This is a genomic window from Paraburkholderia ginsengiterrae, from assembly GCF_001645125.1.
Taxonomy (GTDB): Bacteria; Pseudomonadota; Gammaproteobacteria; order Burkholderiales; family Burkholderiaceae; genus Paraburkholderia; species Paraburkholderia ginsengiterrae.
Window position 1 is genome coordinate 1 of sequence record NZ_LXKA01000364.1, and the last position, 20,316, is coordinate 20,316.

Consider the following 20,316-nt stretch of genomic DNA (forward strand, 5'->3'; position numbering starts at 1 on the left):
TGCGCGTGTCTCTTGGGCAGCGGCAGATGTGTATAAGAGACAGGCTCAGGGGTGTTGATCGAGGTGGGTCAGGAAGTGAGCCTTTGTCGGGCGGGCGATTTGGTCTACACGCGTGTCGAAAAAGACCGGATCGGAACTTTTTCGACGGAGGTTGTTGCCGACGAAACGACCGTGGCTCGCAAACCGGATGCGCTCTCGCATGTCGAGGCTGCCTCGTTGCCACTGGTACTGCTCACCGCGGCGCAGTTCCTGACGGAGGCCGCAGCCTTGAAGCCCGGTCAATCGGTCCTGATTCATGCGGGGGCAGGCGCGGTGGGCAGCGTAGCCATCCAGCTCGCGAAGCACCTTGGCTTGAGAGTAGTCAGTACGGCCAGTAGCGGGAATATCAAGTTCGTTAAAGGTCTGGGAGCGGATACGGTAATTGACCGGAAGGCGCAGCGCTTCGAACGCGAAGTGCGGAACATGGACGCTGTCCTGGATTCTGTCGGGATGTCCAATCTCCTGCGCAGCTTCCAGTGCGTTAAGCCGGGAGGCACTGTGGTGTCGATCGCGGACGGGCCGGACGTGTCTCTGGCGCGCGCTCTGAATGTTAACCGCTTGCTGTGGCCGGTGTTCTGGGCCATGGGTGCGCGGCCGCATGCCGCGGCCGGGCGGGTTGGCGCGCAGTACCGCTATTGGTTCATGCGTGCTGATGGGCCGCAGCTCGAGAGCCTCAATCCCATGCTTGAGAGCGGAGTCGTCCGTCCGCTCGTGGACAGCGTTTTTCCTTTTGACCAGGCACGGCAGGCCATCGCTCGGGCTGAGGAAGGCAAAGCACGCGGAAAAGTCGTTATCCAGATGAGGGATGACTGACCTTGGATCTTGCTGACGAACCTGATGATGAACGTCCCAGTAAATTAGTAGTACTAATTACATTAAAGAGATGTGGATTTGTTTAACCAATAGGCTTTGCAATTCTGAGCAGATCTGCGCGCTTCCGATGCGCAGGAACATCGAGATGCCCGCGCATGACGACGCTCCGACGGAATGCACAGGAATGGGAATTTAATATGGCAAGCACTGCTTTCGACTTTGACTGGCTGGTTATCGGCTCAGGCTTCGGCGGCAGCGTCTCCGCGCTGCGTCTCGCGGAGAAGGGTTATCACGTCGGTGTAGTCGAGCGTGGCCGGCGCTATCGTGATGAGGACCTCCCCAGATCGGCCTGGCAGTTCGGCAGGTATTTGTGGGCACCGGCGCTGGGCTTGAAGGGCATCATGCGCATGGCGCTATTTCGGCACATCTTTACTCCCACTCAGAATGCGGTCGGTGGGGGCAGTACCGTGTACGGCGGCGTCCTGTACCGCGCCAAGCCAGAGTTCTTCGAGGACCCGCAGTGGCGCGCGCTTGGCAACTGGGACAAACTGCTGCGGCCGCACTACGATATGGCGGAGCACATGCTCGGCGTGAAGACGGTGCCATTCGATTCGCCCAACCAGCAACTGGCCCGGGAAATGGCGCAACACTTCGGGGCTGCAGAGACAATTGCCCGCGCACCCTGTGGGGTGTTCTTCGGCGAGCCAGGCAAGACAGTCAAGGACCCTTATTTCGGTGGTGAAGGTCCCGACCGCACCGGCTGCACGCGTTGCGGTGCCTGCCTCGTCGGCTGTCGCGTCGGCGCAGTGAACTCGTTGTTGAAGAACTACCTGTGGTTCGCCGAAAAGCGCGGCGTGCAGATCCTGGCGGAACGCGAGGTCATTGACGTGACCCCGTTCGGTGCTCCCGACGGTAGTGAGGGCTACCGTGTAGTCACGCAGCGTCCCGGGGCGTGGTTCGCTCGCGACAGACAGATCCACACCGCGCGCGGCGTGGTGTTCGCCGGCGGGTCGCTCGGCACCAACGAACTGCTGGCCAACTGCAAGCATGGAGGGTCGCTGCCTGCGGTGAGCGACCGCCTCGGCGAACTGGTGCGCACCAACAGCGAATCGATCCTGACTGTGCGCCTGCCCGAAGACCGCAAAACCTGGAACGATGTAACCGCTAGTTCAAGCGTGCACGTCAATTCGGATACGCACATCGAGTTCCTCACCTACGGCCGCAACGCAGACTTCGTGAGCATGCTCTACACGGTGTTAGTCGGCAAGGGCAACCGCCTGACGCGGCCGCTCAAGTGGCTGGGCAGCATCGCGCTGCACCCGGTGCGGTGGCTCACGACGTTATGGCCGGTGGGCTGGAGCCAGCGCGTGGTGATGCTGCTGGTCATGCAGGCGTTAGACAACGCGATCGCGCTGCGTGCGAGGAAACGTTGGTTGCGCCGCGGATACCGACTCGCCACTGAGCAGAATCGCGACAAGCCGAATCCGACGTACATCGACGACGCCAACCGGGCGGCGCAGTGGCTGGCCGGGCATACGGGCGGCATAGCCCAAAGCAACGTGCTCGAAGCGCTGCTCAACATTCCGACCACCGCCCACGTGCTGGGCGGCGCCGTCATCGGCGCCAATTCTGCGAGCGGCGTGGTCGATCCGTATCTGCGCGTTTTTGGATACCGGAACCTGCTGGTGTGCGACGGCGCCGCTATGCCTGCGAATCCCGGAGTCAATCCGGCACTGACGATCACGGCGCTCGCCGAGTATGCAATGGCGCAGATTCCGACGGCTGACATGGCGCAACTGCAGCCTCGCACCAGGGGCCACACCGCGCGTTGGGATGGGGCGGTTTTGCATGAGCTTCGCTAGCGGCGTGGGAATCGACTTTCAGCGCAATCGCTAGCCCATTACGACACTTCCGTCTGGTGACCGCAGCAGCTTCCTGCTTTGTGTCAAGGCGCGCGGTCGTGTCGGTGCTAACCCAAAACATCGGCCCTGTCCGCTTGGAACCGTACACAGGAGGTAATGATGTTCAAGGAGGGACGCTCTATCGCGCAGGCGATTGCAGCGGGCAACTATCACCAGATCACGGTATATCGCACGAGCGAATCCGGAACGCACCGCATAGTGCGCCATTACGACCCGCCTGCGTGCGAGTCACTGGATGAGGTCATCGAAAGTTATCGAGGGCTGTTTGGCACCCTGGGCGAGGGCTTCACCGCAGAAGGCAGTCGTATTGCAGGGGGCTCGACTGGAGGGCGCTTCATCGAGGACATTTGCGACGTCACGGCGCGCCTTCGATAGTGCGCGCGGCGGCCGACCACGTAGTTGTTCTGCAGTTTCATTTCATCACCTATACACGTAGAACCGGAGGAGACAGGATGTTGCAGAAAGGAGTATTTGCAGTTGCCGCCGCGCTGATAAGCACGGCCACCCATGCGCAAAGCGCGGGGGACTTCGTCGCGAACGTCGGCTGGCTTCACTTTGCGCTTCAGGAGTCCAGCAAGCCGCTTACGGTCAATGCACTCGGCACCACCGTGACGGCGGCCGGCACCGGCGCATCAGTTGACAATGCGGATTCGTTGGGGCTCACCGGTACGTACTTTATTACCGATCACATTGCCAGTACTGCTGTGCTTGGAATACCGCCGAAGTTCAGGCTGACTGGCACGGGATCACTCAGTTCACTAGGCCAGATCGGCTCAGCGTACGAGTGGAGTCCAGCGCTACTTCTGAAGTACTTTTTCAACGATGCCACGAGTAACCTTCGACCCTACGTAGGCGCGGGCGCGTCTTATGTCTGGTTTAGCGGAGCGAAACTCGAACCGGCAACCGCCAACGGCGCCTTTCTGTATACGCCGACATTTGGAAACGCACTAACGGGGCCGACCAGCGCCAAGTTGAGCAGCTCGTTTGCACCGGTGATCAATGCGGGGTTCACCTACAACATCACCAAACATTGGGCGGTCGATGCTTCGCTTGCGTATATGTGGCTGTCCACCCGTGCGACGCTGACGACGCAGTCGAAACTGGGAACTGTCACCAGCAGCACGAAGCTCAAGCTCGATCCCATCATTTCGTTCGTGTCCGTTGCGTATAAATTTTGACGCTATTGCACTCCCCATAACGCCGGGAATCGACCGAGAGATATTCGGACCTCACACGTCCGGTCCAATTCAGAAAAGACGCGAGGCATGGCCAACGAAATGCCGCCGCGCGAAAGAAGCGACAGCCCATTCAATTAACCGAAAGGACAACGATATATGCATTTTTTGCACTATTCCGGTATGACCGTGCGTCGTACCGTCAAGCACATGTGGGTAAGCGCAACGATCGCAGGCGCACTGCTTGTGGGCGCGACGGCGGCGCTTGCCGATACCTCAGGCACGCCGGTTGGTGTTTGGCAGACGATCGACGATCGCACACACGAGCCCACAGCGCTCGTGCAGATTGTTCAGAACGGCGACGGCACGCTCAGCGGCAAGATCGTCAGCGGGCTCGCCGGGAACAACTCGCCCGAGCGCCGCTGCACGGAATGTACGGACGAACGCAAGGATCAGAAGATCGAGGGCATGACGATCGTCAAGGAGATGAAACGGGACAATGACGAATGGGATGGCGGAAAAATCCTCGATCCCTTGAATGGCAAGGAGTACAGCTGCAAGATGCATCTTGAGGCCGGGGGGCAGAAACTCGTCGTACGTGGCTATATAGGCATCTCGTTGCTTGGCCGCTCCCAGATTTGGACCCGCCATAACGATGTCACCGGGGCATCGGCGCGGAACTGACTTTTATCGCGCAGCGCGCGCAACGCCGCAATTGCACATAAAGGGCTGCTCGAGTGAGTTCGGAGATGCGGGAACGAGTCTACCGAAAATCCGCTCGGGCGCGGCCCTCGCCATCGGAGCCTTCTTTAGGCCGGCAGTGCCCACGCATTTGGGCACTTGCTTCGTTCTCGCGGGCAGGTTGGCGGTTTCGCTGCCAGCCTTCACTGGCCAGTGGCTGAGTGTCAGATATCAGCCGGTGGTGCGCTTGCTGTTGCGGAGGGCAGTGACGCGAGGATCGCTTCACGGCAAACAGCCAGGATTTCGTCGGCCAGCGGCGAATCGTCCGGGCAGGCGCGGGACATGACAATGGCGCCAACCGCGTGCGCCAGTATGTCGAGTGACCTGGTTCGCGCCTGACCTGAGTCTGCACCGTCCACCGAAGGGCCCTCACGGCCGAGCGCAGCCAGCAGGCTCTCGATGCCGGTTGCAAACGTGGCCCGGACTGCTTCCGGTTGACGCGCGGCATCGCCGCCCAACGCGGCCATCGTGCAGCCGGTTGCGCGGGCGTCGCGGTGCTCGCGCGAGAGGTAAAGCCGCACGACCTCTGACATGTCGACGCCAGCGGTCAGCGCCGCAGTCTGCGCGATGCCACAGGCCGCAGATTCCGCCATCAGATCGGCCTTGGAGCGGAATTGCTTGTAAAAGCCGCCGTGGGTGAATCCCGCGGCAGCCATAAGATCGGCAACGCCAACCCCATCGTAGCCCCGCTCACGAAACAGTGTGGACGCCGTCTCTACAACGTGCGCCCGGTTGGCCTGCGCCTGTGCCTTGGTGACCTTCATTTCTTGACCACTGTGGGTTGGTGCCGTGTATGAAAGCCTCACTATACATTGATGTCGAGCATCATCAAAGTCTTGACACGTTAGATTATGATCGTCATCATTGATGCAATTCCCGATACTGAAAGCTGATTAACATGACCGAGAAGACGCTTTTTGAACCGTACGCTCTGGGTGACCTGTCGCTGGCCAATCGCATCGTCATGGCGCCGCTGACCCGCAACCGCGCGGGCGCCGGGCTGGTGCCCAACGAGCTGGCCTTGACCTACTACGCCCAGCGCGCTTCGGCTGGCCTGATCATCACCGAGGCTACCCAGGTGTCTGCCCAGGCTCAGGGCTATCAGGACACCCCAGGCCTGTATACGCCCGAGCAAATCGCGGGTTGGCGCACGGTCACCGACGCCGTGCATGCCAAGGGCGGGCACATCTTCGTGCAGTTGTGGCATGTGGGCCGCGTGTCGCACGTAGACCTACAGCCGGGCGGGGCCGCGCCTGTCGCGCCTTCGTCCATCCGCGCCGCGACAAAGACCTTCGTCAACAACGGCTTTGCCGACGTATCCGAGCCGCGCGCGCTCGAACTCGATGAACTGCCGGGCATCGTTGACGACTTCCGTCGTGCCGCAGCCAACGCGATGGCTGCCGGCTTCGACGGCGTGGAAATCCACGGTGCCAACGGTTACTTGCTGGAGCAATTCATCAAGGATGGCGCCAACCAGCGCACAGATGCCTACGGTGGATCGATCGAGAACCGCGCACGCCTGTTGCTGGAAGTCGTTACCGCCGTGACGAAGGAAATCGGTGCGGTGCGCACCGGCGTGCGCGTCTCGCCGGTGTCGCCGGCCAATGGGATCTCCTGCAGCGATCCGCAGTCGCAATACGACTACATCGCCGAGCGGCTCAACGCACTGGGCATCGTCTACCTGCACGTGGTCGAAGGCGCCACCGGCGGCCCACGCGATGTGGCGCCGTTCGACTACGACGCGCTGCGTAGCCGCTTCGGGCAGGCCTACCTGGCCAACAACGGCTATGACCGGGATCTGGCGACCAGTCATCTCAACGAGGGCAGGGCGGACATGTTCGCCTTCGGCCGCCTGTTTATCAGTAATCCTGATCTGGTGGAGCGCCTGGAGGCGGGTGCGTCGTTGGCTCCCCTAAATCCTGCCTTGCTCTATGGCGGTGGTGCCGCTGGCTACACCGACTACCCGACGCTGGCTGATGCCGGCACCCAGTAAAAGCCATCACGCCGGACCACACGCTATGCCATCGCGCGTTGTGGTCCATGCACTCCAGGAGAACATCGATATGACCACCTGTCCCACCGCCCTCATTACCGGTGCTTCTACCGGCATCGGCGCAACCTACGCCGACCGCTTCGCGCAGCGTGGCCATGACCTCGTGCTGGTCGCCCGCGACAAGTCGCGGCTGGAAGCGCTCGCTGCGCGCCTGAGCGACGAGAACAAGGTTGCAATTGATGTGCTTCAGGCCGACCTGACGCAGCAAGCCGATCTCGCTGCCGTTGAAGCCCGCCTGCGCGATGACTCGCGCATCGGCATTCTGATTAACAACGCCGGCATCGCCCAGTCGGGTGGCTTCTTGCAGCAGACCGCCGAGAGCATCGAGCGCATCGTCGCACTCAACACTACGGCGTTGACGCGACTTGCCGCCGCGGTCGCTCCGCGCTTCGTGCAGTCCGGTGGAGGCGCAATCGTCAACATTGGCTCGGTGGTGGGTTTTGCCCCCGAGTTTGGCATGTCGATCTACGGCGCGACCAAGGCCTTCGCGCTTTTCCTTTCACAGGGCCTGAGCCTTGAGTTGTCGCCCAAAGGCGTCTACGTGCAGGCGGTCCTGCCGGCAGCAACGCGCACGGAGATCTGGGAGCGTGCCGGCATTGACGTCAACACGCTCACCGAGGTGATGGATGTCGACGAACTGGTCGATGCGGCATTGGTTGGCTTTGATCGCCGCGAGCTGATCACGATCCCGCCGCTGCACGTGGCCGGGCGCTGGGAAGCACTGGATGGTGCGCGCCAAGGGCTGATTTCGGATATTCGGCAAGCGAATGCGGCCGAGCGCTATCGGCCACAAGCCTGATCCTGACGGTTTCGATCTCAGCCTTATTCGAAGACCCACACCATGCCGTCTCTGCGAAGAACCACTCTGTGCCTCATCGCGCTTTGCACGGCGTTTGTTGCACCGTTCGCTGTGGCCAGCGATGCAATTGCAGCTGCCGACAATCCGACCGTTGTATCCGCGCTGCTCGGGGCAAAGTGGAGGGCCGTCTCCACGCAGACTATGTCCGCCGGTCGCGTGGACTTCGTGCCGAAAGCGCTCGTATTTCTGGCGCGGTGAATGGGGGGGCTCCTGCAGCCAGCCCAGCACTGGGATATTCCCCTCTACAGGTAACCACATGACTTACACCCATAACACCGCGCCCACGCGCTTCGTGGATGTCGGCGGTTCGCGATTCGCCTACCGCCGCTGGGGTAGCGCCGATTCTTCGCTGCCGCCTTTATTACTTCTGCAGCATTTCCGCGGCGGGATGGATCACTGGGATCCGTTAATGACGGATGGTCTCGCCGAAGGCCGCGAAGTCATTCTCTACAACGGCCGCGGCATAGCTTCGTCAACGGGTACGCCACGCACGCGCATCGAGGACATGGCCGATGACGCAGCAGCCTTCGTTCGCGCGCTGGGCTTGCAGCAAATCGATGTTTTGGGCTTCTCGCTGGGGGGCTTCCAGGCGCTGGACTTGACCTGGCGCCATCCCGATCTGGTGCGCAAGCTGATGCTTCTGGGCACCGGCCCTCGCGGCGGCGATCCCGACATGGAACCGCAAGTGCTGACCACGGCCCCCCGGCCGGTGCCCGTCTTTGAAGACTTCCTGTACCTCTTTTTCGGCCGATCGGCTCAAGCCGAGCAACGCGCGCGCGAATTCTGGCACCGCCGTCATCAGCGCGTCGACCAGGACCCGCCGTCCTCACAGGAGGTCGCCAGGGCGCAGATCGAGGCCAACATGCTGTACCTGCCCAGGCTGTCGAAAGACGACCCGTTTGCCTACCTGCGCAAGATCCAGCAACCCACCTTCATACTCAATGGCGTGAACGACGTGATGATCCCTACCGTCAACTCGTTTTATATGGCTCGCAACCTGCCGAACGCGCAGTTGTTCATCTACCCGGACTGCGGTCACGCCGCGCAGTTCCAGTGCCCGCAGCGCTTTCTGCACCAGGCGGTGCGGTTTCTGAGCGAGTGACAGCTGCTGCACTCATCGCCCCATTCACGATCCAGCATCCAGAGTCCCTCGCCATGTTCAAGTTCAAGCTCCTGCTATGGGCGTTCAGCCATCTCCTGAAACGACAGATCAGGAGCAATCCCGACTGCGCGCGTTATATCGCGGGCAAGAGCCTGGTGTTTCAGATCCGTACGGTCTCCGGCGTCGGCCGGTACTTCGTTATCCGCGATGGCGCCATCCGATCTTTGGCCGGGCTGACGGGGAATCCACAGTTCACCCTGGGCTTCAGGAATGCTGCGGCAGGCTTCGAAATCCTGTCCGCCAAGGACAGCCAGGCTGCCTTCCTGCGGGGCCTGGGCAGCAAAGACTTGACCATCAGCGGCGATTTCCTGGAGGTAATGTGGTTCCAGGGCCTCACAGCATTCCTGCAGCCACCGAAAGTCGTGTCCCCTTATGACCGCACCGCGTTCTGATTCGCCGGTTGGTTGCTTCGAGCAGCCAAATCAGGTAGTCCAACCAGAATGCTCACGAGAGAGTCGAGCCGTTCGCCATGAATGAGACACCGATGAAAGCAGACCTGTTGAACCAGCCGTTGCGCCTGCCCAATGGCAGCATTCTGCGCAATCGGCTCGCCAAGGCAGCCATGAGCGAGACGTTGGGCACCTATGACAATCGCCCAACCACAGATCTGGTGAAACTGTACCGGCGTTGGGCCGCCTCGGGCCTGGGACTGATCATGACGGGCAACGTGATGATCGATCGCCGCGCCTTGGGCGAGCCTGGCAATGTCGTGATCGAGAATGAGGCCGACTTGCCTGTCCTGCAGCAATGGGCGCAAGCGGCAACTGGGCAAGGGGCGGCCATCTGGGCACAGCTCAACCATCCGGGCAAACAGTCGACCAAGGGTTTGAATGCCTTCAACCTTGCGCCCTCGGCTGTTCCTTTCCGCGAGGACATGACTGCGTTCTTCGAGACGCCGCGCGAGGCATCCCCATCAGAGATCCAGGACATCATCGGGCGGTTCGGGCGCAGTGCCGCCGTCTGCAAGAAGGCCGGGTTCAGCGGTGTGGAGATCCATGGCGCGCACGGCTACCTGGTCAGCCAATTCCTCTCCCCGCACCACAACCGCCGCAGCGACGAATGGGGGGGCAGCCCCGAGAAGCGGCGGCGGTTCGCGCTGGCCGTCTATTCGGAAATCCGCCGCCAGGTCGGTCCGGACTTCCCGGTGGGAATCAAGCTCAACTCGGCTGACTTCCAGCGCGGAGGCTTCACCGAAGAGGAGTCGATCGAGACGATCCGCGCACTGGCCGATGCGGGCATCGACATGATCGAGATCTCCGGCGGCACTTATGAGGCACCGGCCATGAGCGGTGTGATGGGGGAGCCGAAGAAGGTCTCCACCGTGGCTCGCGAAGCCTACTTCCTCGAATTTGCCGAGAAGGTCCGCACGGCGGTCAAGGTGCCGCTGATGGTCACCGGCGGTTTCCGCACGGCGGCCGGCATGAACGCCGCTCTGCGCTCCCGCGCGATGGATATCGTGGGTCTGGCGCGGCTGCTGGCGATCGATCCCGACGCGCCAGCAGCCTTGCTGCAAGGCCTTGACAGCCGGCAGCAGGTTCGTCCGATCAGCACCGGCCTCAAAGCTGTCGATCGCATGGGGATCATGGAGGTGCTGTGGTACACCCGCCAGCTCAAACAGATTGCAAGGGGCGGAGAGCCTCGTCCCGGCGAGAGCGGCCTCTCAGCGTTCTTGAAATCTGCGTTCAAAAGCGGCTGGGGTACTTTTCGCACGCGGCGCCTTCGCGCTCGCAATTGAGCACGAAGCGCTCGCGATCCAGGACATCGTCGCTGATGAACGCCATATGAAACTTCCGCACCCCAATCCGGGGAAGCCCACCCCACTGACCGATTTCGACGAGGCCAACCTGATGCCGGGTAACGTCACCGTCGCGATCGACTATTCGATGGTGAACTACAAGAACGCGATGACGCCCAGGTTTGGGGCCGTACCGTTGTCGATGTCAACGCCCGATGGCCACACGCAGGAGAAAACGATGAACAGTTCCGACCCGGGCAATGAATCGGGCACGTCCTACATCCATGCGCCGAACCTCTCGATCAATGCCGGGGGAACTGCCTTCGCCTATCGAGATCTCGGCCCGCGCACGGACATGCCCTTGATCATGCTCAACCACTGGGGCGCAGTGCTGGACAACTTCGACCCGCGGATCGTCGATGGCCTGGCTCGCCGACATCGCATCATCGCCGTTGACTACCGCGGAATTGGTTCGTCCGGCGGCACCGCGCCGGTGACCGTGGACGAGATGGCGCGCGATACCATCGCGCTGATCCGTGCGCTGGGTTTCGATCAGGTCAACCTGCTTGGCTTTTCGCTCGGCGGCTTCGTAGCGCAGGACGTAGCGCTGAAAGCGCCGAGCCTTGTGCACAAGCTCATCGTCACTGGCTCAGGTCCTGCTGGCGGCCAGGGCATCGATCGCGTCGGTGCAGTGTCTTGGCCGCTGATGCTCAAGGGACTGCTGACGCTGCGCGATCCCAAGGCCTATATGTTCTTTACCTCTACGACCAACGGCCGGAAGGCCGCAAGCGCCTTCCTGAAAAGACTGAAAGAGCGTAAGACCGGCCGCGACAAGGGTCCTACACCCCGCGGACTTCTGCGGCAACTCGAGGCAATCAAAGCCTGGGGCCGGCAAGCGCCGCAGGATCTGGCTCGTCTGCAGATGCCGGTCTTGATCGCGAATGGAGACAACGACATTATGGTGCCCACCGCGCTGAGCCGCGACATGGCACGCCGCATTCACCAGGTGCAGCTCGTTATCTACGAAGACGCTGGCCACGGGGGCATCTTTCAGTATCACGCCGACTTCGTATCCAGGGCGTTGGTGTTTCTGGCGGAGTGAGCCGCAAAAAGTCCAGCCCGACGGCAAAGATTCGCGGTGTCCGTATCGCGGGACTCGGCGCGGATGCATTGGTGGACTACACCGCGTTCGACGTCGCCGAGGCATTCAAGGTATTGGCTCCGCTCGGCCGGGTTGGCCTTTCTTGAGCTGATCCAGTCCACGCCGACCTGACTCGTTGGGCTGGCCCTGTCCTGCAGGATGGTGCTGCAAACGCAAACCTGTGCTGCCGCTCTCGCGGGCCGCTGAAACGCGTTGCCTGCTGGAAGCGCGCCGCACCACCAGCGAGGTGGTGGGCCTTTGGGCATGAGAAGAATTTCGTCCGGAACGTGCCACCTCTTTTACCCAACTTTGGAGTTAGAACAGCATGAAAGCACTCACATTCAAACGCTATGGCAAATCCCCCGAGATCGGGTTCTCCGAAGTTCCCCGCCCAACGCTAAAGCCCGACGACCTGCTGGTCCAGGTTCACGCCGCAGGGTTGAACCCGATCGACAACATGATTCCGACGGGAACGTTCAAACCCGTCCTGAAGTTCCAATTGCCTGCCACGCTGGGCAGCGATATTGCCGGCGTGGTGATTGAAGTCGGCAGCCGCGTGACACGTTTCAAGCCAGGCGATGCTATCTTCGCGAGCCTCTTCGATCTTGGCAGAGGTTCAATTGCCGAATTCGCGGTGGTGCCGGAAAGCGTTGCGGCACTAAAGCCGGCAAATCTCGACTTTGTGCAGGCCGCCTCCATTCCGATGGTCGGGCTCACCTCGTGGCAAGCATTGAAGGAGCGAACCGGCCTTCGGGCGGGTCAGAAGGTGTTCATCCCTGCGGGGGCCGGCGGTATTGGCACATTTGCGATCCAATTGGCAAAGCACTTTGGCGCCATGGTCGGAACGACCACCAGCACCGGCAATGTCCAACTGGTGAAAAGACTGGGCGCAGACGAGGTAGTCGACTATAAGAAGCAGGAATTCGAGAAAGTGCTGCGCAGCTATGACGTGGTGCTCGGCACGCTCAGAGGCGAGACGATTGAGAAAACCATCGACATCCTCCAGCGAGGGGGCAAGATTGTCTCTCTCATCGGTCCGCTGGACGCGGCGTTCGCACGTGCACGACGGCTGAACTTTGTTCTGGAGTTGGTGTTTGCGTTGATGAGTCGCAAGATCATGCGCCTTGCAAGAAAGCGAGACGTCACATACTCGTTTCTGTTCGTGCGTCCCGATGGCGACCAACTCACCGAAATTGGCGATCTCCTCAAGTCAGAACGCGTCCGGCCAGTGATTGACAAGGTGTTCCCATTCGAGCAGGCGAAAGAAGCGCTTGACTACCTGGCCCAAGGACGCGCCAAGGGCAAAGTCGTCGTCCAGATCAAGTGAATTGCCAAACGCATGAGTGTGGATGCACACGCAGCTCGTCAACGAGCTGCAAGCACCTCAAAAAAAACGTCATCGATGAATGATGTTTCGAGAACATCTGGTTTTCATTTGAGGAGCGGTCGGATTGGCGTAGATAAGTTAGCGGCTGTTCGGATGGCCGGCAGGTTTTTCGATTAGCCAGCCGTTCAACTGAACAGGCAAATCACGCATCCTCGAACCTGTAAAGTCTTGCAGGTGTGTCCGCCAATACCGCGCTGCGCTCTTCTTCAACTGGAAGCAGCGCGTGCAGGAGTTCAAGCGCGTGGGCAAAATCCTCGTCCACTTCAAACTGTGTATGAGGCCAGTCGCTGCCCCATATCAGGCGATTCACGCCGAAGGCCGCTCTTAGACGGCGAAATGCCTCATGCACATCATTGTCATCTGGGCGAGGCTGCCGGCGGTTCCGGTACGCCGCCGATACCTTCACCCACACACGCTGCGTGTGAGCCAGTTCAAGAAGGTGGCGGAAGCCTACGTCACGTACACCGATATCGGCATCGGGCCTGCCGAAATGATCGACGACGACATTCATGCCAGCTTCCAGAAGCGGTCCGACGATGCCCTGCAGGCGGGCAGCTTCCGCATGCACTTCGACATGCCATTTCAGGTCGCGAACATGTGCGAGCGTTTGCGCACTCACCCATCGGTCGAGCGACAGATCGGCATGCCCGATCAAGTTCAGCCGAATCCCGACAACGCCGGCATTCGCCATCTCCGTCAGTGTGCCGATCTGGCAATCACGCTCGATCACCGCGACACCGCGCAACCGCTCCGGCGCACGTCGCAGCGCATCAAGCATATAGCTGCAATCGGTGCCGAGAAAGCTGGGCTGCACAAGCACGCCGTGCGATACGCCGTGCACGTCCAGTTGCGCAAGGTATGCGTCGAGTGGGGCGTCGTAGTCGGGCGCATAGCGGCGCTGCTGAGCGAGCGGCAAGCCGCGCTCGAAAACATGAGCATGGGTATCGACAGATGCAATGCGGGCCGGACGATGCGCCGCCTGCCGAAGGCTCGCGTCTGTCCCCGACTTCTCCATCATGAACATTCCTTCATCACCAGTCTTGCGCGGTTATGGGCGAGTGCCCCGCGCGTCAATGCCTTTGCGCGTGAGAAAGCGCGCCTGTGTGTTCCGAATCAAGCATAGCTTCGCCTAGTGCGCGGCCGCGTGTCTCAGGCAGCATCAGCACGGACAGTATGACAATCGCGTAGGCGAGTCCTGCATCGATGCCGATCGCCGTTCCGAGCGACATATTCGTGGACATATGCCCGACGAGCACCGGAAATCCCGCAGATACGACGCGACCGAAGTTGTAGCAAAACCCGACGCCCGTACCGCGCATTCCGCGCGGATACAGTTCGTTGAACAGCGCGCCCATGCTTGCCGGAATGCCTGCTGCGAAAAAGCCTAGCGGAAATCCGAAGAACAGCATTGCGGTATTGCCGAGCGGAAGAAACAGATAGGCGATCACCGTTATCACGCAGCAGATTGCAAACGTGAGAATGGTTTTGCGGCGTCCGATGCGATCCAGCAGTTGCGCACTCACGAGGCACCCGCAAAAGAACGCGACGATCACGACAGCGAGGTAGCCGCCCGTACTTAACACCGACAGATGGCGCTCGCTCTTCAAAAACGTCGGCAGCCAGGTCATCAGCGCGTAGTAACCGCCATGCGCGCCGACGCCGAGCAGTGCACCAATCAGCGTCATGCGCAACACTTGCGGAGAAAAGATGCCGACAACCAGGTCAGGCGCCGGCTCGTCCTTACGTGCTTGCGCACCGCGCACCGGGTGGGACGGCGCGGCGGGCTCCTGCACTCCGCGCCGAACGTACAGAATGAGCAGCGCGGGGGCAATACCAACCCCGAACATCACGCGCCACGCGGTGTCTCCAGGCAACAGCGAGAACATCAACGCATAGAGCAGCACTGCTGCGCCCCAGCCGACGGCCCATGCGCTCTGCACGCTGCCCATCGCCTTGCCGCGATGCTCGTTGCGGATCGTCTCGGCCATCAGCACGGCGCCCGCCGCCCATTCTCCACCGAAGCCAAACCCCTGCAACGTCTTCAGCACGAGAAATTGCGGATAGGTCTGCGCGAACGCGCACAGGAATGTGAACACGGAAAAAAACGCGACCGTCCATTGCAGCGTCTTCACACGCCCCAGCCGGTCTGACATCATTCCCGCGATCCAGCCACCCAGCGCCGACGCCACCAGCGTGACGCCGCTGACGAACCCTGCTTGCGTGCGGCTGATCGACCATTCGGCGATGATCGCCGGAATCACGAGACTGAACATCTGCACATCGAGCGAATCAAGCGCCCATCCGCCGAAGCACGCCCAGAACGTCCGGCGTTCGTTGCCTGAAATTTCGCTGAACCACCTGAACATTGCTGTCTCCTGGGTCGTCGTTCCTGCTTGAGAACAACGTACTTCTGAGGGGCGCCCGATCGCTAGCGGATCTCGGCCTGGTAGATGAATTCGCTGGCCGGCCCTCGTGAGCGGCGCCATTCGAGCGGCTGCCTGTCGTAGCCGTACGCAAGACGCTCGATCACGACAGCGGGCGTCCCAGGCTCAATGTGTAACAACCGTGCATGCAACGGGCCAATGGCTTCGACGGTCAGTGTTTCCGTGGCAGACGCCACCACCTGATTGCACTGCGCCTCGTACACGGGGTAGAGCAAGTCACCGACTTCGTTCAGGTCCATCTGCGCAAACGCGGCAAAACGTACGTAGGGCAGCCAGATTTCTTCGGCGAGCATCGGCACACCGTCGATCAGCCGCAGACGCGACATCTGGATCACGCGCGCGCTACTCGAAATCTGCAAGGTCGCGGCGACAGCCGACGGCGCGTCGACGACCTCGCGGCGCAAGATGCGGCTCTCCGGAATGCGCCGTTCGCCTTGCCGCGTCTGGAAGCGGAAGAAGCGAAACAGAGAGCTGTCGAAGCTCGCACGGCGCACGAATGTTCCTCTGCCCTGGAAGCGCTCAAGGAGGCCTTCCGCGACGAGAAGATCGACGGCCTTGCGCACCGTCCCGACAGCCACGTCGTAGCTTTGGGCGAGCGCCTGCTCGGTGGGAATCGCTTCACCCGGCCGCCAATGGCGGGCCGCGATCAGGGCAATCATTTCGTCGCGCAACCGCTGGTAGCGGGGCAACCGGTCATCGGCGTGCATTCTTGCCTCCATCAAATTCATATATATGATTACATGATCGTGTCCGACGGTGGATTGGGGGTAACCCGTAAATATCCATATATTAAGGGGTAACGGGTTTTCACCCATTGTTACCAAAACAGATTCAACTAAACATATATATGAATTATGAACGGAGACTCATTGTGAGCCAAACCCTGATTGCCGAGCAGGCTGTCGTGAAGAAGGTCGCCTGGCGGCTCATGCCGCTTTTGATCGTGATGTTCCTGATCGCCTTTATCGACCGGCAGAACGTCGGCTTTGCGAAGCTGCAGATGTTGCATGCACTAGGGATGACGGAAGCGTCGTATGGTCTGGGCGCGTCGCTCTTCTTTATCGGCTACCTGCTGTTCGAGGTGCCGAGCACGCTTGCACTGCATCGCTTCGGCGCGCGCCTGTGGCTCGCGCGCATCATGGCGACCTGGGGCGCCATTACCGTGGCGATGGCATTTACGCATTCAACGGGGCTCTTCTATGTGTTCCGGTTCGCACTGGGTGTCGCGGAAGCCGGCTTCTATCCGGGCGTAATCTTCTACCTGACACTCTGGTTTCCGCAGAGTCATCGCACTCGCATGCTTGGCTTCTTTACACTCGGCAGTGCGCTCGCCAACATGCTCGGCTCACTCGCGGGTGGCTTGCTGTTGTCGCTGGACGGCAATCTTGGGCTCGCCGGCTGGCAATGGGTGTTCGTGGCAACGGGGATACCCGCCGTCCTCATCGCACTCGTGGCATTGCGTTTCCTGCCTGAGTCCGTCGAAAGCGCGCCGTTCCTGTCGAACGAAGAGAAAAGCCTGATGATCGCCGCACTCCGGCGCGAGGCACCGGTGGAAGCCGCCGCAGGGCATCCGTGGCGGGCGCTCGTCGACAAACGCGTGCTGATGTTCGCGTGCGGCTATATGCTGATGTCCACGTCGCTCTACGGCGTGACGTACTGGTTGCCGACGCTGCTGAAAAGTGGCGGTATCTCGCATTCGTCGCTCAACGGCCTGCTCAACATGATTCCGTGGATGCTCTCCGCGCTGCTTCTGCTGTGGCTGCCCGCGAAGCTGAAACGCGAGGGCGTGGTACTCAGGGCGATGGCGATGGTGGCGGGCGTCGGTGTGATCGGCTTCGGGCTAAGTCTCGTGCTGCCGGGTCTGCCGCTGCAATTTGCCGCGCTCGTGCTGGGCGGGGCATGCATTCCGCTGCTCTATCCGTGCTTCTGGTCGCTGCCTCCGCGATACTTCACAGGCGCTCGCGCTGCAGCGAGCATCGCGGCGATCAATTCGATTGGCAATCTCGGAGGCTTCTTTGCGCAGAACCTGATGCCTTACATCGGGAAGGTCGCAGGCAACGCGAGCGCCCCGATGCTGGTGCCCGTCGTTTGCCTGACGTTGCTTGGCCTGGGCATGTCGATCGCGTCGGCGCGAAGCGGAGCGGGCGAGCGCGTGCGGGTAGCGGCGCGGCAGTAAGCACCCGCCGCCGAACGGTTGAAGACCGGCAGGCGTGTGTTAAAGCGGAGGAGACCGAGCTTCCGGTCAACTCGGTGACCGGATCTGGCCGCTGCCAGCCTGCGGTCGACCGAAAACTCGCAGTCATAGTAGGTGTTGCGTGGCTTCGAAATTGACAAAATTATTTCGCAGCCGTCGAGCCCCTATGGGGGCAAGGCAGAGGCGGACTTGAAGCGCATTTGCGCCACGAATTGACAATTTCATTGTCGCATCGTTGACAGATTCAATACGGTCTACGCGTGCCGACCCGGGAACTGGGGCGCGCAGGGGCGTTGCCGTTTGCGGATCCCTCGGCACTGGCCGTTGTCCGTCGTCACTTCGAGGAAGAAGTGGTATCCGCCGTGCGGCGGGTGCTACCCGCGCAGGCCGTTTGTACATGGCTGGCGCCGTGCTGGTCGTCGCTGGCGGAGCGCGCCGCAGCCATTTGCGAAGATCGCAAGCGAAGCTGGTACTGACGTTACGTCGATCCTTTCGCGAGCAGGAGGGCTAAGCATGACCAGTGCGCAGCAGGGTGACGCGCTCCGCTCCTTTTGTGGTGCTCTGCGATTTAATGACATTTTGCAGGTCTTGCCCTGTCTCGCAGCTGGACGGTGGTGCGTGCACAAATTTATTCCGACTCTCTCTCATTTCTTACAATTTGATTTTCACGTTTATATTGCATTTTCAAGGAATGGTAATCTTTTGACATGTAACCAAGCATTCCTTTTGCTAACATAGGCTTAATGAACGAATTTTTTATTATTTCAAATAACACCACCAACACTACCGCGCTCATTGCCGCCATTATATGAAGCGCACTGCTGATATGATTGACTTCCAGGGTTAATTTTTTCAGAATATCGACGTTTTCTTCCGACATATATGACGTAAGCACCCGCAAGCTCTGTTCCGCGTCAAAAGATATTGGGCTAATAAACGCGGCTCCAATTTCAGCTATGGTGTCTCCTGCTTCAATCAACGGTGTTTCTGCGTGCAAGAAGAACCAGGCAAATATCGGTGCGATGAGAAGCAAGCCTAGCATCATGGTTTGAGTACGGTTTACGAATATCTCCCGACTTAGCACTTCGAATGGTCGCTCCCTACGCTTCCCTAAACGATAGCAAATATGCGGAAGCAACAACATCAGAATCACTACGCCAGCCGTCAAAAGTCCAAGTGCGACTTCAAAGCGCGCATTCAAGGTCTGCGCTGCCATTTCAATCTGAGTCACCGCCTTATTGATCTCTCTAATGCAGGAATATTCAGATAGCTCGGGGCCTCGCACGCTTGGAATATAACCAAATTTGTCACAAAAAGGCAATTTTGTGACAACTGATATTCTAACCTCCCTAAGCACGGCCAAGCGTGAGTTAAGAATTTGCACGTACAAAACCAACAGAACGACGGCAAGCAATGCCGACAAAGATTGCCAGTTTTGCAAATAATGATTTTTGTAGCACTTGAAAGTCGCGTAGATTTCTGATATTTTTATTTTGAGAAAAAATATTCTCGACAACTGTAAGTTAATTTTCAACCGGGAACTCTTTGTTTCCTGCGGTTCCTCTTCGTAACCATCCCCTCGTCGCAACGGGAGAATCACAGCGCCTTTTCCCCTCCCGCGCATCCATTGCACGACCGCTACTCCACCAGATAGCGCACCTCCAAGCATATGAGCCAGTGTGAACACTATATGCTGTCGAGCACCATGAACATCCGTATTGGGGGATTCTAGCTCGTTGTATAACGTGTTGAGAAGGCGAACGATTGCCTTAATTGTGGCGTCGAAAAGCACAAATACAAGAGAAAATGCGATGCTGGCGAATATGCTCGGGGGTACCGCTCTAAAAAACAATTCGATAGCACGCATTGAAGTCTATCCTAGCGTTATCGAGTTAATCATAGCTGTCACCATGATGGACTCCGACCTGAATAGCAAGGGTCAACGACGACACGTTACATAGCGCGCGTAGTCGCGACTCGTACTCGGACACTCGCCCCGCTTCGAGGGACGAGTAGAGCGACAGTTTGTAAGTTTTCGATTTTTACGAGAACATCGCATTCAGCATAGTCATGTTGCGTCCGGCCGTGAAAGAAAATTACGCATTCTGTGCGATCACGCACACTCGCGACTAACTTTTCGGCGAATTTAATATCACACCAGATGTTTAACGCCTGAAATATCGGTCGCAATACCCAACGATTGGCGAATTTAACCGCCCGAGCAAACACATCAAAGCCGCCTTTGGACGCCGCATTCCATACCTAGCGGGCGCTCTGCAGCTTAGCTCTGGTAATTGCGCCTTCCATGCCAATTCTGTCGGTGGCGGGGCTCAAAAGGTTATGCAGCAGGCATCTGCCGGTCTCCGAATGGCAGCCAGTTGCGAGATATGCAAGCCATTGATCTACTGAAGCTTTCTTAAGCAAACCGCCAGAATTGGGACGATTCGGACGATCACCTCGATCAGGCCGAGCGGGTGCGCGAATGGCCGTCAGGCAGTGCGACTTTCACTTCCGAAACGCCTCTACTAATGAGATGGTCGCCCCCGTCCTCAGGGCATCTACGCTTAGGGGAATTTCCCACCTCCGAGGAGGCCATCATGCACGACGTGACACTGATTGGAATTGACCTGGGCAAACACGTATTTCATCTC

At 59.7% G+C, this 20,316-nt stretch carries 19 protein-coding genes and 1 pseudogene; 14 read left to right on the plus strand and 6 right to left on the minus strand.

The features are described from left to right. The first annotated feature begins 51 nt into the window (after window positions 1-51). From A6V37_RS34110 to A6V37_RS34130, 5 genes are all read left to right on the plus strand, one after another. Window positions 52-852, plus strand: coding sequence for an NADP-dependent oxidoreductase (locus tag A6V37_RS34110; protein ID WP_064286806.1), 801 nt, complete (start codon window positions 52-54; stop codon window positions 850-852). A gap of 155 nt (window positions 853-1,007) precedes the next feature. Next, window positions 1,008-2,714 carry a GMC oxidoreductase gene (locus A6V37_RS34115; RefSeq protein ID WP_244174070.1) on the plus strand — a complete coding sequence of 569 codons (1,707 nt, stop codon included), beginning with the start codon at window positions 1,008-1,010 and terminating at the stop codon, window positions 2,712-2,714. Window positions 2,715-2,870: 156 nt separating this feature from the next. After that, window positions 2,871-3,149, plus strand: coding sequence for a hypothetical protein (locus tag A6V37_RS34120; RefSeq protein ID WP_131799914.1), 279 nt, complete (start codon window positions 2,871-2,873; stop codon window positions 3,147-3,149). A 77-nt stretch (window positions 3,150-3,226) separates the two neighbouring features. Beyond that, entirely contained in the window at window positions 3,227-3,952 is a 726-nt protein-coding gene (locus A6V37_RS34125; RefSeq protein ID WP_064270276.1) for an OmpW/AlkL family protein, read from the plus strand. A 180-nt stretch (window positions 3,953-4,132) separates the two neighbouring features. Further along, entirely contained in the window at window positions 4,133-4,633 is a 501-nt protein-coding gene (locus A6V37_RS34130) for a DUF2147 domain-containing protein (RefSeq protein WP_064270291.1), read from the plus strand. Between the two features lie 221 nt (window positions 4,634-4,854). Here the strand turns inward: A6V37_RS34130 and A6V37_RS34135 are convergent, their stop codons facing one another. Then, window positions 4,855-5,454, minus strand: a complete 600-nt coding sequence (locus A6V37_RS34135; protein WP_064270277.1) for a TetR/AcrR family transcriptional regulator — start codon at window positions 5,452-5,454, stop codon at window positions 4,855-4,857. A 134-nt stretch (window positions 5,455-5,588) separates the two neighbouring features. Here A6V37_RS34135 and A6V37_RS34140 point away from each other — a divergent pair, with 134 nt between their 5' ends. The 8 genes from A6V37_RS34140 to A6V37_RS34175 all read left to right on the plus strand — a co-directional run bounded on the left by A6V37_RS34140 (window position 5,589) and on the right by A6V37_RS34175 (window position 12,967). After that, window positions 5,589-6,683 (plus strand): alkene reductase, encoded by a 1,095-nt coding sequence (locus A6V37_RS34140; protein WP_064270278.1) that lies wholly within the window; start codon window positions 5,589-5,591, stop codon window positions 6,681-6,683. A gap of 70 nt (window positions 6,684-6,753) precedes the next feature. Next, window positions 6,754-7,542, plus strand: coding sequence for an SDR family NAD(P)-dependent oxidoreductase (locus tag A6V37_RS34145; protein WP_064270279.1), 789 nt, complete (start codon window positions 6,754-6,756; stop codon window positions 7,540-7,542). 352 nt (window positions 7,543-7,894) lie between these two features. Further along, complete coding sequence (locus A6V37_RS34155; protein WP_242665892.1) at window positions 7,895-8,704, plus strand: alpha/beta fold hydrolase; 810 nt, start codon at window positions 7,895-7,897, stop codon at window positions 8,702-8,704. Window positions 8,705-8,757: 53 nt separating this feature from the next. After that, complete coding sequence (locus A6V37_RS34160) at window positions 8,758-9,156, plus strand: hypothetical protein (protein WP_064270292.1); 399 nt, start codon at window positions 8,758-8,760, stop codon at window positions 9,154-9,156. A 92-nt stretch (window positions 9,157-9,248) separates the two neighbouring features. Further along, a complete protein-coding gene (locus A6V37_RS34165) occupies window positions 9,249-10,499 on the plus strand; it encodes an NADH:flavin oxidoreductase/NADH oxidase family protein (RefSeq protein WP_100249428.1) in 1,251 nt (416 codons plus the stop codon). Between the two features lie 238 nt (window positions 10,500-10,737). Further along, a complete protein-coding gene (locus A6V37_RS34170; RefSeq protein ID WP_064270293.1) occupies window positions 10,738-11,601 on the plus strand; it encodes an alpha/beta fold hydrolase in 864 nt (287 codons plus the stop codon). Beyond that, window positions 11,598-11,747 (plus strand): hypothetical protein, encoded by a 150-nt coding sequence (locus A6V37_RS41075; RefSeq protein WP_157447925.1) that lies wholly within the window; start codon window positions 11,598-11,600, stop codon window positions 11,745-11,747. The genes A6V37_RS34170 and A6V37_RS41075 overlap by 4 nt, the downstream gene beginning before the upstream one ends. 218 nt (window positions 11,748-11,965) lie before the next feature. Beyond that, complete coding sequence (locus A6V37_RS34175; RefSeq protein ID WP_064270282.1) at window positions 11,966-12,967, plus strand: NADP-dependent oxidoreductase; 1,002 nt, start codon at window positions 11,966-11,968, stop codon at window positions 12,965-12,967. A 202-nt stretch (window positions 12,968-13,169) separates the two neighbouring features. On the opposite strand, the gene A6V37_RS34180 is transcribed toward A6V37_RS34175, so the two are convergent. The 3 genes from A6V37_RS34180 to A6V37_RS34190 all read right to left on the minus strand — a co-directional run bounded on the left by A6V37_RS34180 (window position 13,170) and on the right by A6V37_RS34190 (window position 16,178). Then, window positions 13,170-14,045 carry an amidohydrolase family protein gene (locus tag A6V37_RS34180; RefSeq protein ID WP_064270283.1) on the minus strand — a complete coding sequence of 292 codons (876 nt, stop codon included), beginning with the start codon at window positions 14,043-14,045 and terminating at the stop codon, window positions 13,170-13,172. A 52-nt stretch (window positions 14,046-14,097) separates the two neighbouring features. Then, window positions 14,098-15,393, minus strand: coding sequence for an MFS transporter (locus A6V37_RS34185; protein WP_064270284.1), 1,296 nt, complete (start codon window positions 15,391-15,393; stop codon window positions 14,098-14,100). A 62-nt stretch (window positions 15,394-15,455) separates the two neighbouring features. Beyond that, the gene (locus tag A6V37_RS34190; protein WP_064286808.1) at window positions 15,456-16,178 is read right to left on the minus strand and encodes a GntR family transcriptional regulator; all 723 of its coding nucleotides are present in this window, start codon (window positions 16,176-16,178) and stop codon (window positions 15,456-15,458) included. Between the two features lie 140 nt (window positions 16,179-16,318). Between A6V37_RS34190 and A6V37_RS34195 the strand changes: the two genes are divergently transcribed. Next, window positions 16,319-17,647 carry an MFS transporter gene (locus A6V37_RS34195; protein WP_100249429.1) on the plus strand — a complete coding sequence of 443 codons (1,329 nt, stop codon included), beginning with the start codon at window positions 16,319-16,321 and terminating at the stop codon, window positions 17,645-17,647. A gap of 453 nt (window positions 17,648-18,100) precedes the next feature. Here the strand turns inward: A6V37_RS34195 and A6V37_RS42665 are convergent. Both A6V37_RS42665 and A6V37_RS34200 read right to left on the minus strand, forming a co-directional pair. Beyond that, a pseudogene (locus tag A6V37_RS42665) lies at window positions 18,101-18,225 on the minus strand (alanine--glyoxylate aminotransferase family protein); the annotation flags it as partial. 68 nt (window positions 18,226-18,293) lie between these two features. Beyond that, a complete protein-coding gene (locus A6V37_RS34200) occupies window positions 18,294-19,532 on the minus strand; it encodes a hypothetical protein (RefSeq protein ID WP_064270287.1) in 1,239 nt (412 codons plus the stop codon). Window positions 19,533-20,316: the final 784 nt, after the last annotated feature.